The organism is Streptomyces sp. cmx-18-6, from assembly GCF_046548915.1.
GTDB lineage: Bacteria > Actinomycetota > Actinomycetes > Streptomycetales > Streptomycetaceae > Streptomyces.
Genome location: NZ_JAEBEP010000006.1, coordinates 33,703 through 50,145, shown reverse-complemented (window position 1 = coordinate 50,145; position 16,443 = coordinate 33,703). Strand labels below are relative to the sequence as shown.

The 16,443-nt window shown below is 71.0% G+C and carries 13 protein-coding genes and 1 tRNA gene; 9 read left to right on the top strand and 5 right to left on the bottom strand.

The annotated features are described in order from the left end of the window. Positions 1–23 precede the first annotated feature (23 nt). The 4 genes from ACLJPL_RS15690 to purM all read left to right on the top strand — a co-directional run bounded on the left by ACLJPL_RS15690 (position 24) and on the right by purM (position 4,738). Positions 24–827 (top strand): sterol carrier family protein, encoded by an 804-nt coding sequence (locus ACLJPL_RS15690; RefSeq protein ID WP_411081455.1) that lies wholly within the window; start codon positions 24–26, stop codon positions 825–827. A gap of 51 nt (positions 828–878) precedes the next feature. After that, the gene (locus ACLJPL_RS15685; protein WP_411081454.1) at positions 879–1,718 is read left to right on the top strand and encodes an META domain-containing protein; all 840 of its coding nucleotides are present in this window, start codon (positions 879–881) and stop codon (positions 1,716–1,718) included. A 356-nt stretch (positions 1,719–2,074) separates the two neighbouring features. Next, entirely contained in the window at positions 2,075–3,601 is a 1,527-nt protein-coding gene (purF, locus tag ACLJPL_RS15680) for an amidophosphoribosyltransferase (protein ID WP_411081453.1), read from the top strand. A gap of 63 nt (positions 3,602–3,664) precedes the next feature. Continuing rightward, the gene (purM, locus tag ACLJPL_RS15675) at positions 3,665–4,738 is read left to right on the top strand and encodes a phosphoribosylformylglycinamidine cyclo-ligase (protein ID WP_411081452.1); all 1,074 of its coding nucleotides are present in this window, start codon (positions 3,665–3,667) and stop codon (positions 4,736–4,738) included. A 158-nt stretch (positions 4,739–4,896) separates the two neighbouring features. On the opposite strand, the gene ACLJPL_RS15670 is transcribed toward purM, so the two are convergent. Both ACLJPL_RS15670 and ACLJPL_RS15665 read right to left on the bottom strand, forming a co-directional pair. Beyond that, positions 4,897–5,154: a DUF3073 domain-containing protein gene (locus ACLJPL_RS15670; protein ID WP_411081451.1), complete on the bottom strand. Its 258-nt coding sequence runs from the start codon at positions 5,152–5,154 to the stop codon at positions 4,897–4,899. A 291-nt stretch (positions 5,155–5,445) separates the two neighbouring features. After that, positions 5,446–6,528, bottom strand: coding sequence for a Leu/Phe/Val dehydrogenase (locus tag ACLJPL_RS15665; protein WP_411081450.1), 1,083 nt, complete (start codon positions 6,526–6,528; stop codon positions 5,446–5,448). 284 nt (positions 6,529–6,812) lie between these two features. On the opposite strand from ACLJPL_RS15665, the gene ACLJPL_RS15660 reads away from it, so the two are divergent. Beyond that, positions 6,813–7,658: a hypothetical protein gene (locus tag ACLJPL_RS15660; protein ID WP_411081449.1), complete on the top strand. Its 846-nt coding sequence runs from the start codon at positions 6,813–6,815 to the stop codon at positions 7,656–7,658. A gap of 706 nt (positions 7,659–8,364) precedes the next feature. Beyond that, on the top strand, positions 8,365–8,571 hold the full coding sequence (gene bldC, locus ACLJPL_RS15655; RefSeq protein ID WP_003949541.1) for a developmental transcriptional regulator BldC: 207 nt from the start codon (positions 8,365–8,367) through the stop codon (positions 8,569–8,571). A gap of 814 nt (positions 8,572–9,385) precedes the next feature. Here the strand turns inward: bldC and ACLJPL_RS15650 are convergent. From ACLJPL_RS15650 to hrpA, 3 genes are all read right to left on the bottom strand, one after another. Continuing rightward, positions 9,386–9,634: a DUF6274 family protein gene (locus tag ACLJPL_RS15650; RefSeq protein ID WP_411081448.1), complete on the bottom strand. Its 249-nt coding sequence runs from the start codon at positions 9,632–9,634 to the stop codon at positions 9,386–9,388. Between the two features lie 139 nt (positions 9,635–9,773). Then, positions 9,774–9,848: transfer RNA gene (locus ACLJPL_RS15645), tRNA-Asp, on the bottom strand. A 137-nt stretch (positions 9,849–9,985) separates the two neighbouring features. After that, on the bottom strand, positions 9,986–13,927 hold the full coding sequence (gene hrpA / locus ACLJPL_RS15640; RefSeq protein ID WP_411081447.1) for an ATP-dependent RNA helicase HrpA: 3,942 nt from the start codon (positions 13,925–13,927) through the stop codon (positions 9,986–9,988). A gap of 176 nt (positions 13,928–14,103) precedes the next feature. On the opposite strand from hrpA, the gene ACLJPL_RS15635 reads away from it, so the two are divergent. From ACLJPL_RS15635 to ACLJPL_RS15625, 3 genes are read left to right on the top strand one after another with little or no spacing between them, the layout of a single operon-like run. Next, positions 14,104–14,652 (top strand): hypothetical protein, encoded by a 549-nt coding sequence (locus tag ACLJPL_RS15635; protein WP_411081446.1) that lies wholly within the window; start codon positions 14,104–14,106, stop codon positions 14,650–14,652. A gap of 58 nt (positions 14,653–14,710) precedes the next feature. Next, positions 14,711–15,556, top strand: coding sequence for a DsbA family protein (locus ACLJPL_RS15630; protein WP_411081445.1), 846 nt, complete (start codon positions 14,711–14,713; stop codon positions 15,554–15,556). Beyond that, on the top strand, positions 15,553–16,434 hold the full coding sequence (locus ACLJPL_RS15625) for a cytochrome c biogenesis CcdA family protein (protein ID WP_411081444.1): 882 nt from the start codon (positions 15,553–15,555) through the stop codon (positions 16,432–16,434). The genes ACLJPL_RS15630 and ACLJPL_RS15625 overlap by 4 nt, the downstream gene beginning before the upstream one ends. The last annotated feature ends 9 nt before the right edge of the window (positions 16,435–16,443 follow it).

The following is a 16,443-nucleotide window of genomic DNA, read 5'->3' as shown; positions in this document are numbered from 1 at the left end:
TGGGGCCGGTTAGTCTCGCCCCCATGCCCCCGGCCAAGAAGCGCCCGCGCGCCTACGACTACCTGAAGACCCGCACCGCGGTCCTCGCGCAGTTCGCCCATGTCCGCGACGCCGTCCGCACGTTGACGCCCGAGCAGCTCGCCCGGCCGACCCGGCTGGGCGACTGGACGGTGCGCGAGCTCGCCGCCCATGTGTCGATGGCCCTGGGCAGCGTCAGCCGGTCCCTGGCCCTGCCGGAGCCGCCCGGGCCGCGGCCGGCGCTCACGCTGCTCCAGTGGCCGCCCGCCACCTCGGCGTACGCGGCCCGGATCGCGGAGGACGTCGAGGACCTGGCGGCCGGCCGCTCCGACCTCATAGCGCTGTACGAGGAGGTGGAGGCGGGTTTCCTCGCGGACGTCCCGGCCGCCGGCACGGGGGACCGGCTGCTGCCCACCCGGCTCGGCGCCATGCGGCTGGCCGACTACACGGTGACCCGGACGGTCGAGCTGATCGTCCACACGGACGACCTGAACGCGGCGCTCGGCCTGGAGATCCCGTACGACCGGCAGGCCCTGGCCGCCTGCACCCGGCTGCTCGCGGACGCCCTGGCCGACCGCGCGCCCGGCGGCTCGGTGGAGGTGCGCGTCCCGCCGTTCGCGGTGGTCCAGTGCATCGGCGGCCCCAAGCACACCCGGGGCACCCCGCCCAACGTGGTGGAGACCGGCCCGCTGACCTGGGTCCGGCTCGCCACCGGGCGCACGGAATGGGCGCGGGCCCTGGCGGATGCCGAGGTCAGCGCCAGCGGCGAGCGCGCCGACCTGGCGGAGCTGCTGCCCCTCATGGGCTGAGGGAGACAGGGCGGACGGAACCGGATCGGGGCCCCGCACCGTCACATCGCCATGCACACACAACGTATGGCAGTCAGCGTCAGCGTCCTGGCCCTCCTCACCCTCGCCGCCTGCGGTACGGAGTCGGGTTCCGGCTCCGGGTCCGGTGACGGCAGCGACACCGTGCGCAGCGATGTGCCCGTCACCGGGGTGGTGTGGAGCGTGGAGTCCATGACCGTCGACGGGAAGAAGACGGCGACCCCGGACGGCTCCCGGCTGGAGATCGACCCGAAGGGCGGGGTCAAGGCCGACTTCGGCTGCAACCGCATCGGCGGCGAGGCCCGCGTGGAGGGCGACCGGATCACCGTGAGCCGGACCCACTCCACCCAGATGGCGTGCGAGGAGGACGTCGAGAAGTTCGAGACGGCCGCCGTGGAGGCGCTCAGCGGCGAACTCACCGCGAAGCTCTCCGGCAAGAACCTGACCCTCACCACCGAGGACGGCGGCGCCATCGAGCTCAGCGAGGAGGAGGCGGCCGATCTGGTCGGCACCCGATGGGTGGTGAACACCCTGCTCAGCGGCGAGACGGCGACGTCCGTGCCCGCCGATCTGCCGAAGGGGCGCGTGCCCCACCTGACCTTCGGCGAGGACGGCACGGTGCAGGGCGAATCCGGCTGCAACTCCTTCCACGGCAAGGCGAAGGCCAAGGGCTCCACGATCACCTTCGGGCCCCTGGCCGGCACCCGGAAGATGTGCCCGGAGGCGGAGATGAAGGTGGAGCGGGCCGTGCTCGCGGCCCTGGACGGCCCGACGACGTACACGATCAAGGGCAGCACGCTCACCGTCACGTCCGACGAGGGCAAGGGCATCGGCGCGACGGCCGCACCCGCGACGACCGGGGAACAGGGGTGAACCCCTTTCCCGGAGTGAGCCCCCGGGTGTGAGGCTCACCACGAAACGGGCGTTCGGCAGACGGTCGGGCCGGGCTCGGGGCAGGTTCACCGAGCGCCACGGCCCGGCGATCGCCGACCGGTCGCCGCCGACATCCCCTACTCGCCGGTAACCGGCCCCTCCGCCCGGGAGTGAGCGCCGCACCCGCTCCTGAGGGCCCGCGAACCCCCGCCAGGTGATCACTCACCGTAACCGCTCGAAGTCCCGCGAATCACCCGCCCGGCACCGCCGGCCGACCGGTCGCCCGTGATCCGCACCGGCTTTGCCGACCGATCCCCAATTCGGACCAGTGGTCGATCTCGCCTACACTCGGTGCCGTGCCCCGTGGTGATGGACGACTCAACCACGACCTGCTCCCCGGAGAGAAAGGCCCCCAGGACGCTTGTGGCGTCTTCGGTGTCTGGGCTCCGGGTGAAGAGGTCGCCAAGCTCACCTATTTCGGACTGTATGCCCTGCAGCACCGCGGACAGGAATCCGCGGGCATCGCAGTGAGCAACGGGTCCCAGATCCTGGTCTTCAAGGACATGGGACTGGTCTCGCAGGTCTTCGACGAAACGTCTCTGGGTTCCCTCCAGGGCCATATCGCGGTCGGTCATGCCCGCTACTCCACCACCGGCGCCTCGGTGTGGGAGAACGCGCAGCCGACGTTCCGTGCCACCGCGCACGGCTCGATCGCCCTCGGCCACAACGGGAACCTGGTCAACACCGCCCAGCTCGCGGAGATGGTCGCCGACCTCCCCCGCAAGGACGGCCGCACCACCCAGGTCGCCGCGACCAACGACACCGACCTGGTGACCGCGCTGCTCGCCGGGCAGCGCGACGAGGACGACAAGCCGCTGACCATCGAGGAAGCCGCCGCCAAGGTGCTCCCCGACGTCAAGGGCGCGTTCTCGCTCGTCTTCATGGACGAGCACACCCTCTACGCCGCCCGTGACCCGCAGGGCATCCGCCCGCTGGTGCTGGGCCGCCTGGAGCGCGGCTGGGTGGTCGCCTCCGAGTCCGCCGCCCTCGACATCTGCGGCGCGAGCTACGTGCGCGAGATCGAGCCGGGCGAGCTCGTCGCCATCGACGAGAACGGTCTGCGCACCTCTCGATTCGCAGAAGCGAAGCCCAAGGGCTGTGTCTTCGAGTACGTCTACCTGGCCCGTCCCGACACCGACATCGCCGGCCGGAACGTCTACCTCTCCCGCGTGGAGATGGGCCGCAAACTGGCCGCCGAAGCCCCCGTCGAAGCGGATCTGGTCATAGCGACCCCGGAATCCGGCACTCCCGCCGCGATCGGTTACGCGGAGGCCAGCGGCATCCCGTTCGGCGCGGGACTGGTGAAGAACGCCTACGTCGGCCGGACCTTCATCCAGCCCTCGCAGACCATCCGCCAGCTCGGCATCCGGCTCAAGCTCAACCCGCTGAAGGAAGTCATCAAGGGCAAGCGCCTGGTGGTCGTCGACGACTCGATCGTCCGCGGCAACACCCAGCGCGCGCTGGTCCGGATGCTCCGCGAGGCCGGGGCCGCCGAGATCCACATCCGGATCTCCTCGCCGCCGGTGAAGTGGCCCTGCTTCTTCGGGATCGACTTCGCCACCCGCGCCGAGCTGATCGCCAACGGCATGACCGTCGACGAGATCTGCACCTCGATGGGGGCCGACTCGCTCTCGTACATCTCGATCGACTCCATGATCGAGGCGACGACGATCGACAAGCCGAACCTGTGCCGCGCCTGCTTCGACGGTGAGTACCCGATGGAGCTCCCGGACCCGGAGCTGCTCGGCAAGCAGCTGCTGGAGACCGAGCTGGCGGCAGGACCCGCGGCGACCGCGGCGGCCGACGCGCTGCGCCGTCCGTGACCCGGACGCCCGCCCGCTCCTCCCTCCCCCAGCCCCGTATCTCCACACGAAAGATCCCAGGCCATGTCTGAGACAACAGGTGCCTCCTACGCGGCGGCCGGCGTCGACATCGAAGCCGGTGACCGTGCCGTCGAGCTGATGAAGGAGTGGGTGAAGAAGACGCAGCGCCCCGAGGTCGCGGGCCTCGGCGGCCTCGGCGGTTTCGCCGGCCTCTTCGACGCCTCGGCGCTGAAGCGCTACGAGCGTCCGCTCCTGGCCTCCGCCACCGACGGCGTCGGGACCAAGGTGGACCTGGCGCGGCAGATGGGCGTGTACGACACCATCGGCCACGACCTCGTCGGCATGGTCGTGGACGACCTCGTCGTCTGCGGCGCGGAGCCGCTGTTCATGACCGACTACATCTGCGTCGGCAAGGTGCACCCCGAGCGTGTCGCGGCGATCGTGAAGGGCATCGCCGAGGGCTGTGTCCTCGCGGGCTGCGCCCTGGTCGGCGGCGAGACGGCCGAGCACCCGGGCCTGCTCGGCCCGGACGACTTCGACGTCGCCGGCGCCGGTACGGGCGTGGTCGAGGCCGACCGGCTGCTCGGCCCGGACCGTATCCGCGAGGGTGACGCGGTCATCGCGATGGCGTCCTCCGGTCTTCACTCGAACGGGTACTCGCTCGTCCGCCACGTGGTCTTCGACCGGGCCGGCTGGACGCTGGACCGCGAGATCGAGGAGTTCGGCCGGACGCTGGGCGAGGAGCTCCTGGAGCCCACCCGGATCTACTCGCTGGACTGCCTGGCGCTCACCCGCACCACCGAGGTGCACGGCTTCAGCCACGTCACCGGCGGCGGTCTGGCGAACAACCTGGCCCGGGTCATCCCGGACGGGCTGCACGCCACCGTGGACCGCTCCACCTGGACGCCCGGCGCGGTCTTCGACCTGGTCGGCAAGGCCGGGAACGTGGAGCGGCTGGAGCTGGAGAAGACGCTGAACATGGGCGTCGGCATGATCGCGATCGTCCCGGCCGACTCGGTGGACGCGGCGCTGACGACCCTGTCCGACCGCGGGGTCGACTCCTGGGTCGCCGGTGAGATCACCGACCGGGGCGACCACGCCACGGGAGCCGAGCTGACCGGCAGCTACGCACGCTGAGCCGTACGCCGGTGTGCGCCGGGCGGGCCGATGGCCGATGGAGGTCGTCGGCCCGGCACGCGCCGGAAGGCACCGGGCCGGGCATCGGGGCGCCGGGCCGGGACGCACAGAACCCGGCCCGGGGCAGGCCCGGACCGGGTTGATGTGTCAGCGCGAGGTCAAGCGCCGCGGCGCTGCGACGAGGGACCGGACTGATCGTCCTGATCCTCGTCATCGTCCTCGTTGTAGCGATCCGCGTACTGTGCGTACGGGTCATCTTCCTCGTCGTCGTCCTCGAACGGCTCGGCGTTCGGTGGCTGACTCGAAGGCGATGCGCCCAGCTCATTGGCCAGACGCGACAGGTCCGTCCCGCCGCTGCTGTACTTCAGCTGGCGGGCGACCTTGGTCTGCTTGGCCTTTGCCCGGCCGCGCCCCATGGCTCGACCCCCTCGGTGACGGGGCTCGACGGCCCCAGAGTCTTGACACGCGTTCATGTTTCAGGACGGACTCTCGACAGAGAGACCGCGCCCGTAGGGCTTTAACGGTACCTGCTTCCGTGGCCATACGGTACGCCGCCCGCGTCTTGCGCCCCGGTGCAGGGCCAGCGAGGAGCCCCGTCCCCGCTGGTCAACTGCGATTTTAACCTCTTCCGGGCGGGCGACCCGCCGACCGGCGTGAGTCTTGTCTCCTGCCGGCCGCCGGACCGCCCGCGCACGACGGGACCGCCGTCAGCGACCGCGTGCCTCGGCCATCCGCTGCTCGGCGATCCGGTCGGCCGCCGCGGCGGGCGGAATCCCGTCCGCCTTCGCACGTGCGAATATTTCCAGCGTGGTGTCGAAGATCTTCGTGGCCTTCGCCCTGCACCGGTCGAAGTCGAACCCGTGCAGCTCGTCGGCGACCTGGATCACGCCACCGGCGTTGACCACGTAGTCGGGCGCGTAGAGAACCGACCGGTCGGCCAGGTCCTTCTCGACGCCCGGGTGGGCCAGCTGGTTGTTGGCCGCACCGCACACCACCTTCGCGGTGAGCACGGGCACGGTCGCGTCGTTCAGCGCGCCGCCGAGCGCGCAGGGCGCGTAGATGTCCAGGCCCTCCGTGCGGATGAGCGCCTCGGTGTCCGCCGCCACGGTGACCTCGGGGTGCAGATCGGTGACGCGGCGCACCGACTCCTCGCGGACGTCGGTGATCACGACCTGCGCCCCGTCCGAGAGCAGGTGCTCGACGAGGTGGTGGCCCACCTTGCCGACGCCCGCGACACCCACCTTGCGGCCGCGCAGCGTCGGGTCGCCCCACAGGTGCTGGGCCGAGGCCCGCATGCCCTGGAAGACGCCGAACGCGGTGAGCACGGAGGAGTCGCCGGCCCCGCCGTTCTCCGGGGAGCGGCCGGTGGTCCAGCGGCACTCCCGGGCGACGACGTCCATGTCCGCGACGTAGGTGCCGACGTCGCAGGCGGTGACGTAGCGCCCGCCGAGCGAGGCGACGAACCGGCCGTAGGCCAGGAGGAGTTCGTCGCTCTTGATCTTCTCCGGGTCGCCGATGATGACGGCCTTGCCGCCACCGTGGTCGAGCCCGGCCAGGGCGTTCTTGTACGACATCCCGCGCGACAGGTTCAGCGCGTCGGCGACGGCCTCGGCCTCGGAGGCGTACGGATAGAAGCGGGTACCGCCGAGGGCCGGGCCCAGGGCGGTGGAGTGGAGGGCGATGACGGCCTTGAGGCCGGTGGCACGGTCCTGGCAGATCACGACTTGCTCGTGGCCCCCCTGATCCGAGTGGAACAGGGTGTGCAGGACGCCGTTAGTCACATCGGTCACTGTGGTGACTCCCAAGTACGAAGCGGCGGGAGGCCCTCCAGGGGTGGGGAGGGCCCCGAAACCTGTCGTCGGACAGGCCCCGGACCGACCGGCACGGCCGGTCCGATGGGCAAGAGCGTAAGTCCTCCGACGACGTGGATCTCCCCCCGTGCCGAGGATCACCCCTTAGAGCGCGTCCGGCGGATCTCGACCGGGGTCACGACGGCCGGCCCGGCGCCTCTCGGAGGGTCTTCCGCCGGTCACGCCGGGCCCCCGGGGACGGGCGGGCGTGGCACGATGCGCGCATGTCGGTGGTGTCTTCCGTGGTCGTCCCTTACACGTCCTACCTCCGGGTGTACGAGCCGCTCGCCGCCTTCGCGGAGCCCGAGCGCAGTCACTGGGCCCGTTATGCCGAGCGCCCCGTCCTGCCCACGGCCCAGGACGAACTGCGCCGCTCGCTGGCCGACTTGACGCCGACCCCGCCGGTCGGGGTGCCCGTGCACGAGAGCGGCGACGCGTTCGTGGCGGAGCTCCACGGGGTGGTGTGCGTCTGTCCGTGGCGTACCCGGCTGCGGGGATGGCTGGCACTGGAGGAGCTGGAGGGGATGTTTCCGGCCAACGTGCTGGACCTCCTGCTGCCCGCGGTGGTGCGCGGTCAGGCGCTGGCGGACCACGGGCGCTGGCAGCTGCGGAACCCGGACGTCCGGCCGTGGATCCGCACCACGGTGTGGCAGGTTCCGGTGCGCTGGTTCGTCCTCTTCCGGGACGAGGACCGGGAGTACACGGCGGCGGACGGCGAGGGCGCGGAGCCGCTGCTGCGCTACCGGACGCCGATGGTGGAGGCCCGGCGCAGGCTGGCCCGGGCGCTGCGGACGCTGCGCCGGAGCGCGGCCGGGGGGCCGCTCGCCGACGGTCTCGTGGACGTGGGGCAGTGGCTGGAGGAGTTCCATCCGCACTCGCTGGTCGAGCTGGACTACGGGGGCCTGGTGCACGCGCTCCCGGCGGAGCAGCTCGCGGAGGACCGGTCGGCCGCGGACGTGGCGGCGGGCCTCGCCGCCCTGGGGAACGGCGACAGCGAGGCCGCGGGCGAGGCGTACGCGCGGCTGGCGGAGCGGTGGCGGGCGGTCCGGAACCGCCAGTTCGCCAATTGACGTGAAAAGACCCACAGCGGCATCAACGTGACGGAACCGGGGCATCCTTCATCCAGGACGAGCCGACAGGCCGGACCGGAGGGAAGGAGGAAGGCGAAGAGGGCCGGCGGGAGGAGCCGGAGCCCCGGACGAGGGCCGGACGGGCCCCGTGCGAGGGCCAGTCGGGTTCGGAGAGGGTCGGCGAGGGAAGCTGACGGGCCGTGAACCTGCGTCCCGTGGGGCGCGTGGGACGGGTGAGGCGGAGGAGTACGTCGCCGGGCCCAGGACCTACGTCCCGAACCGGGCCTTTGCCTCAAGCGTGATGGACAGCACTAACGGGGCCCTTGCGCCCATCCCTACTCCTCATGCCAAAATAGGACAAGGAGTCCGGGGAGGGCTCCTTCTGTCCAAGTAAGGGCAGAATGCTCGACATTGCACGCTATGGGGGGTCTGACGACTCCTGATCGCTCTGTGACTGATCGTCACGGTGGTGTGACTGTCCGCTATGGCATGGTCCATCGGCTTCCGTCGCTGATGAACACCTGGGAGGGCAATTCCATCGGTTTGGCCGACGCGGCTGGACGGATGGTGTAGTTGTAGTGCCGAGGACAAGCCGTTCGTCCTATAACCGACTCGGCCCGCGTCCGCCATTTCGGGCAACGCGGGTCAAGGTGCAGAATTTAGAGGAAAGAACCGAGAAGGTTCGGTTCTCCCGAGGAGGCCGCTCATGACCGCTCGCACCCCTGATGCCGAGCCGCTGCTGACCCCGGCTGAGGTTGCCACGATGTTCCGCGTGGACCCGAAGACGGTCACCCGTTGGGCCAAGGCTGGCAAGCTCACGTCCATCCGCACGCTCGGTGGACACCGCCGGTACCGCGAGGCAGAGGTCCGCGCACTGCTTGCGGGTATTCCGCAGCAGCGCAGCGAGGCCTGACACACCCCTGCCCCGCAGCAGTCAGCAATACAGCAGCACAGCATCACAACCGGGCAGCTGCCAGGTCCCCCAACCTTCGGCCGCCCATCTACAGCTCCACCCTTATAGCTCCACTCGACGGACGCCTGCCCCAACGGGCGTCATACCTGTGTATGGGTGCGTCGATTCGGTCGCGCTGGACTCCGCCGGGTCCAGCGCGATCTTTTTTATGCCTTCGCGCGTTCGGGCGCCTTCGCGCCGTGCGCCTTCGCACCCGCCGCCCCGCGCCTCTGTGCCCGCCGTCCCGCGCCTCTGTGCCCGGCCGCCCCGCGCCTTCGCGCCCGCTGCCTCATGCCTCCGTGCCGCCGCCTTCTCGTGCCCCCGCATGCCCTCCGCACACCCCCTGAAGGCCCCGGAGGCGCGATGCGCGATAACCGGGCGGTCGGTCGGCTTGCCGGGTTCGGCGGCCCGTTCGGGGGTGCCCCGGAGGCGCTCCGGAGGCTCCCCGGAGGTCGAGTGCCCGCCGGTCCGTCCGGTGCCGTTCGTGGGCCTGTGGGCGGGTCTGGGCGGGAGTGTGGGTGAGCGTCCGGGACGCGGGGGGACTACCCGGACGGAACGGGCCGGCCGAGCTCGGTCGGCGGTGCAATTGCACATATTAAATTCGCCAGTTGTAGGAGAGGCGTAAAGTGCCCTGTTCTGAAAACTCTTTCAGTGACACCCGTCACACTGTTCGATACTTGCCAACTGCCCGCCCGCCCCTGTCGGACCGCCGTCCGCCGACCCGCGTCCTCTACGAGCCTGCCACCGCCCGGGCGCGGAAGCACCCGGCCGATGGTCATGTCGTGGCAGGTCTTTCGTCCTCGCCGCCGTCCGGCGGCGCGGCGGCGCTCTCGGCGGTCCGGCGCTCCTCGGGGCGTTCGCGGGTCTCCCGCGCCTCCCTGTCGCCGTCCCCGGGCTCCATGGCCAGGCGCAGCAGCCGGTGGCAGACCGGGCAGTGCCGGGTGAGGTGCCCGTAACCGGAAGCGGCCGCCAGATGGGCGCGCAGCAGCGCGCGGGTCTCATGTCGTGCTGTGGACGCGGACATACGAGCCACCTCCCGGTGGACCCGGCCGCCCCTGCCGAGGGAAACGGGGCGGCCTCGTCTCTACGGGGTACCGGTGGCGGAAGGAGCCGTCAAGACGCGAGAAAGCCCGGATCGAAACGATCCGGGCTTTCTTCTACTGCGGTCCTGACGGGATTTGAACCCGCGGCCTCCACCTTGACAGGGTGGCGAGCACTCCAAACTGCTCCACAGGACCAGGTTTTCGCCGCTTGCCTTGCGGCTTGCTGCGAAACCAGACTGTACAGGAGGGAAGAGGCCCAGGTCGACTTCACTCCTGGTGGTGAAACCGTCACCGTCCTGCCGCCCCCGGACCGGCCCCGTACCGGCCCCGCCTCAGGGTGCGGCGGCGTCGATCGCCTTCACGATCCGCTTGTCGGAGACGGGGAACGCGGTGCCCAGGGCGTGCGCGAAGTAGCTGACCCGCAGCTCCTCGATCATCCAGCGGATGTCCAGCACCTCCTGCGGCACCGGCCGTCCCTGCGGGAGCTGTTCGAGCAGCCACGCGTACTCGTCCTGCATCTCGTGGACCTTCGCCATCCGCGTGGTGTCCCGCTGCACGGCGGTCGGCATCTGCTGGAGCCGCCGGTCGGCCGCGACCAGGTACCGCATCAGGTCCGGCAGCCGGCGCAGCCCCGTCGCCGTAACGAAACCGGGCGGTACGAGACGGGCCAGCTGCTCCCGTACGTCGGTGACGTTGGCCACCAGCGTCAGGCTGCCGGTCGACTTGAGCCGGCGCTCGCACGCCTGCCAGGCGGCCAGGATCTGCTGCACCTGGTCGATCGTGCGGACGGTCAGGTCCACCAGGTCGGCGCGCACCTTGTCGTACAGCGTCCGGAACGCCTTCTCGTCCCACGCCGGGCCCCCGTGCGCGGCGATCAGCCGGTCGGCGGCGGCGGTGGCGCAGTCCTCGAAGAGGGCCTGGACCGAGCCGTGCGGATTGCGGGACAGGGCCAGCTTCTGCTGGTTGGTGAGCCGGTCGGAGGCGAACTTCGCCGGGTTGACCGGGATGTTCAGCAGGATCAGCTTCCGCGTCCCGCGCCACATGGCCTGCCGCTGCTCGGCCTCGGTGTCGAAGAGGCGTACGGCGACGGTCTCGCCCTGGTCCACCAGCGCCGGGTACGCCTTCACCGGCTGCCCGGCCCGGCGCGTCTCGAAGATCTTGTTCAGCGTGCCGATCGTCCAGTCGGTGAGGCCCGAACGCTCGATGGACTCCCCCGAGGGGCCCGCGGTCGCCGCCGCGGCCTTGGAGAGCGCCTGGCGGGCCTTGGGGCGCAGCTGGAGCTTCAGCGCCTCCAGGTCCTTGTCCTCGGCGACCTTGCGCCGCCGCTCGTCGACGATCCGGAACGTGATCTTCAGGTGGTCCGGCACCCGCGAGAGGTCGAAGTCGTCGGCGGTGACCGGGACGCCGACCATCCGCTGGAGCTCCCGGGCCAGGGTGAACGGCAGCGGCTCCTGGAGCGGGACCGCCCGGTCCAGGAACTTGTCGGCGTAGTTCGGCGCGGGGACGTAATGCCGGCGGACCGGCTTCGGCAGCGAGCGGATCAGCTCGGTGACGACCTCCTCGCGCAGCCCCGGGATCTGCCAGTCGAAGCCCTCGGACGTGACCTGGTTCAGCACCTGGAGCGGGATGTGGACGGTCACGCCGTCCGCGTCCGCGCCGGGCTCGAACTGGTACGTCACCCTGAACTTGAGCTTCCCCTGCCGCCAGGAGTCCGGGTAGTCGTCCTTGGTGACGGCCCCGGCCTTCTCGTTGATCAGCATGGAGCGCTCGAAGTCGAGCGCGTCCGGCTCCTCGCGCTTCTTGTGCTTCCACCACGAGTCGAAGTGCGCCCCGGAGACGATGTGCTCCGGAATGCGCTGGTCGTAGAAGTCGAAGAGCGTCTCGTCGTCCACGAGGATGTCGCGGCGGCGGGCGCGGTGCTCCAACTCCTCGACCTCACCGAGGAGTTTGCGGTTGTCGTGGAAGAACTGGTGGTGGGTGCGCCAGTCGCCCTCGACCAGGGCGTTGCGGATGAACAGGTCCCGCGAGGCTTCCTGGTCGATACGGCCGAAATTGATCTTGCGCTGGGCGATGATCGGCACTCCGTAGAGCGTGACCCGCTCGTACGCCATCACCGCCGCCTGGTCCTTCTCCCAGTGCGGCTCGCTGTAGGTGCGCTTCAGCAGGTGCTGGGCCAGCGGTTCGATCCACTCGGGCTCGACCCGGGCGTTGACCCGCGCCCACAGCCGGGAGGTCTCCACCAGCTCCGCCGACATCACGAACCGCGGCTGCTTCTTGAACAGCGCGGAACCGGGGAAGATCGCGAACTTGGCGCTGCGCGCGCCCAGGTACTCGTTCTTCTCGGTGTCCTTCAGCCCGATGTGCGACAGCAGCCCGGCCAGCAGCGAGGTGTGCACCGCCTGCTCGGGAATGGACGCGTCGCCCTTGGGCTCCTCGACGGCGATGCCCATCTGCTTCGCGACCGTACGCAGCTGCGCGTAGATGTCCTGCCATTCGCGGATGCGCAGGAAGTTCAGATACTCCTGCTTGCACATCCGGCGGAACGAGGACGAGCCGCGCTCCTTCTGCTGCTCGCGGACATAGGCCCACAGGTTCAGGTACGCCAGGAAGTCGGACGTCTCGTCCTTGAACCGGGCGTGCTGCTGGTCGGCCTGCGTCTGCTTCTCCGAGGGCCGCTCGCGCGGGTCCTGGATGGAGAGCGCGGCGGCGATGACCATGACCTCGCGGGCGCAGCCGTTCCTGTCGGCCTCGATGACCATGCGGGCCAGGCGCGGGTCGACGGGCAGCTGGGAGAGCTTGCGGCCCAGCGGGGTGAGCCGCTTTTTCGGATCCTTCTCGCCCGGGTCGAGCGCCCCCAGCTCCTGGAGGAGCTGCACGCCGTCGCGGATGTTGCGGTGGTCCGGCGGGTCGATGAAGGGGAACCTCTCGATGTCGCCGAGCCCGGCGGCGGTCATCTGGAGGATGACGGAGGCCAGGTTGGTCCGCAGGATCTCCGGGTCGGTGAACTCCGGCCTGGTGACGAAGTCGTCCTCGGAGTAGAGCCGGATGCAGATGCCGTCCGACGTACGGCCGCAGCGGCCCTTGCGCTGGTTGGCGCTGGCCTGGGAGATCCGCTCGATCGGCAGCCGCTGGACCTTGGTGCGGTGGCTGTAGCGGGAGATGCGGGCGTTGCCGGGGTCGATCACGTACTTGATGCCGGGAACGGTCAGCGAGGTCTCCGCGACGTTCGTCGCGAGGACGATGCGGCGTCCCGTGTGGCGCTGGAACACGCGGTGCTGCTCGGCGTGCGAGAGGCGCGCGTACAGGGGGAGCACCTCGGTGTGTCTGAGGTTGCGCTTGCCCAGCGCGTCCGCCGTGTCCCGGATCTCGCGCTCGCCGGAGAGGAAGACCAGGACGTCACCGGGGGCCTCGTGGCTCAGCTCGTCCACGGCGTCGCAGATCGCGGTGATCTGGTCGCGGTCGGAGTCCGCTGTTTCTTCGTCGGCCCCTTCGAGCAGCGGGCGGTAGCGCACCTCGACGGGATACGTACGCCCGCTGACCTCCACGATCGGCGCCTCGCCGAAGTGGCGCGCGAACCGCTCCGGGTCGATGGTCGCGGAGGTGATGACGACCTTCAGGTCCGGGCGCTTCGGCAGCAGCCGGGCCAGATAGCCGAGCAGGAAGTCGATGTTGAGGGACCGCTCGTGGGCCTCGTCGATGATGATCGTGTCGTACGCCAGCAGCTCGCGGTCCGTCTGGATCTCCGCGAGCAGGATGCCGTCCGTCATCAGCTTCAGATACGTCGACTCCGGGTTCACCTGGTCGGTGAAGCGGACCTTCCAGCCGACCGTCTCGCCCAGCGGCGTCTTCAGCTCGTCCGCGACCCGCTCCGCGACCGTGCGGGCGGCGATCCGGCGGGGCTGGGTGTGCCCGATCATGCCCCGGACGCCGCGCCCCAGCTCCATACAGATCTTCGGGATCTGCGTGGTCTTCCCGGACCCGGTCTCACCGGCGACGATCACGACCTGGTGGTCGCGTATCGCCTCCAGGATCTCGTCCTTCTTCTGGCTGACCGGCAGCTCTTGCGGATACGACAGGGCCGGCAGCCGGGCCGCGCGCGTCGCGAGCCGTTCGGCCGCCTTGCCCGCCTCGGCCGCGATCTCGTCCAGCACGGTCTGGCGGGCCTCGGGCTTGCGGATGCGGCGCGCTCCTTCGAGGCGCCGGCCGAGCCGGTTCGCGTCACGGAGCGAGAGCTGTCCGAGCTGGGACTGGAGATCGGCGAAGGAAGTAGACATACGGATCCCAGGATCTCACCCGGGCGCGAGGAGTGGCGACCCCATTTCGGGCGGGCTGCGTCACGCGGCGGGGCGCGGGGGGCGCGGGTGACCGGCGACCGATGCGGCGGGCGCGATCACGGCACGTACCATTTCGGGCAGTCGAACGCTCAGCCCCTTGGTGAGAGGCCCGTCCCGTGTCCCGTACGCAGTGGTGCTGTCTGACGGCGCTGCTCGCGGTCGTGATGGGACTGCTGTGCGGGCCGGCGGGGGCGGCTTCGCCGTCCGTCGCCGGGGCCGCCGCGCCGGAAGCCTCGACCGCTTCCGGCACGCACGCCGTGACGGCCGCGGTGGCAGATGCATCCCCGGCCGTGGCCGCCGTCGCGGTCCCGGACGCTTCCTTGGCCGTGGCCGCCGTCGCGGTCCCGGATGCCTCCTTGGCCGTGGTCGCGGCCGCTTCCCCGGCCGCCGTCGCGGACGCCTCCCCGGCCGCCGTCGTCGCTGCCGCCGCCGCTTCCGGTTCCGGCCCCGGTGTCCCCGGCTGCCGGCCGCCCGGCGGCCACGACAGCGAGCCCGCCGTCCCGACCCGGGCCCGTGCCGCGCACGACCAGGCCCCCGGCCTCGCCCCGTGGGGGCTGCCCGCCGCGACGGGAGCCCTGCCGGCCGAGCCGCCTCCGGGGATACGGGTCCGGGTCCCGGTCCCCGCCACGCCGACCCCGGTCGAACTCTCCGTGCTGCGGGTGTAGGGCCTGTCCGGCCCGCACCCTCACCCGCCCCTTCCGCACCACCAGCACGGAGTGCCGCATGCCCACGCCCAAGAAGCCCACATCCACGAACACGAAGGGCTCCCCCCGCAAGCCCCTGGTCTACGGCGCGGTGGTCGTCGTCGCCGCAGGTCTCCTCGGGTTCGCCTCCTACAAGGCCACCGCCCCCGCCGACTCCACCCGGAACACCTCCACCGGCCCGGCCGCCGAGGTCTCCGCGAGCGCGGAGGAGGGCGTCTACCCCGAGCTCATGAAGCTGGCCCGCCGCGACGCCGACGACAAGCTGGCGGTCGGCCGCGCGGACGCCCCCGTCGTCCTGATCGAGTACGCCGACTTCAAGTGCGGCTACTGCGGCCAGTTCGCCCGGGACACCGAACCCGAACTGATCAAGGAGTACGTGGAGGACGGCACCCTGCGCATCGAGTGGCGCAACTTCCCGATCTTCGGCGAGGAGTCGGAGAACGCCGCGCGCGGAGCCTGGGCCGCCGGGCAGCAGGACCGCTTCTGGGAGTTCCACGCCGCCGCCTACGCCGAAGGGGCGAAGGAGAAGGGTTTCGGCAAGGACCGGGTCAAGACCCTCGCGCGGGAGGCCGGGGTCGAGGACCTGGGCCGGTTCATGAAGGACCTGGACGGTCCGGCCGCGCGCGCCGCCGTCGCGAAGGACCAGGAGCAGGCGTACGGGATCGGGGCCACGTCCACCCCGTCGTTCCTGATCAACGGCCGCCCGATCGCGGGGGCCCAGCCCAAAAAGGCGTTCACCCAGGCCATCGAGGCGGCGGCGGAGCGGGCGAAGACCACCGGCGAGGCGGGCAGCGACGCGGCCGAGAGCTCCGGCGACACCGAGGGCTCCAAGGGCTCCAAGGGCTCCGGGGACACCGCCAAGTGACGGCGGACATCGGCTACTTCGCGGCCTTCCTCGGCGGGCTGCTCGCCCTGGTCAGCCCGTGCAGCGCGCTGCTGCTCCCGGCCTTCTTCGCGTACTCCATCGACTCCGCCTCCCGCCTGCTGGCCCGTACCGGCATCTTCTACGCCGGGCTCGCCACCACCCTCGTACCGCTCGGGGCGGCCGGTTCGTACGCGGGAAGGCTCTTCTACGGCCACCGCGACGCCCTGGTCACGGGCGCGGGCTGGCTGATCATCGCGCTCGGCACCGCCCAGATCGTCAGCCTCGGCTTCGCCTCCCGGCGCATCGCCGCCCTCAGCGGCCGCATCCGCCCCACCACCGCGTTCTCCGTCTACGCCCTGGGCGCGGTCTACGGCCTGGCCGGCTTCTGCGCGGGCCCGATCCTGGGCAGCGTCCTGACCGTGGCGGCGGTCAGCGGCAGCCCGGTCTACGGCGGTCTCCTGCTGGCGGTCTACGCGCTCGGGATGGCCGTCCCCCTCTTCGTGCTCGCCCTGCTCTGGGAGCGCTTCGACCTGGGCCGCCGCGCCTGGCTGCGCGGCCGGACCGTCCGCCTCGGCCGGTTCGAGCTGCACACCACGTCGCTGCTGTCGGGCCTGTTCTTCATCGGCCTCGGCGCGCTCTTCCTCGCGTACGACGGGACGACCGCGCTGCCCGGCCTGCTCGGGGTCGACGCCTCGTTCGCGGTCGAGCAGTGGGCGCAGGAGCTGGGGGAGCGGGTGTCGGACGCGGTGCTGCTGGGGGCCGTGGTGCTGGTGGTGCTGCTGGCTCTCGGCGTACGGGCCTGGCGGCGGCGCGAGCCGGCGGCGGAGGAGCGGGAGCCTGCGGCTCAGGAGCGCGATCCCGTGGCGAAGGAGGGGTGAGAACGCCGA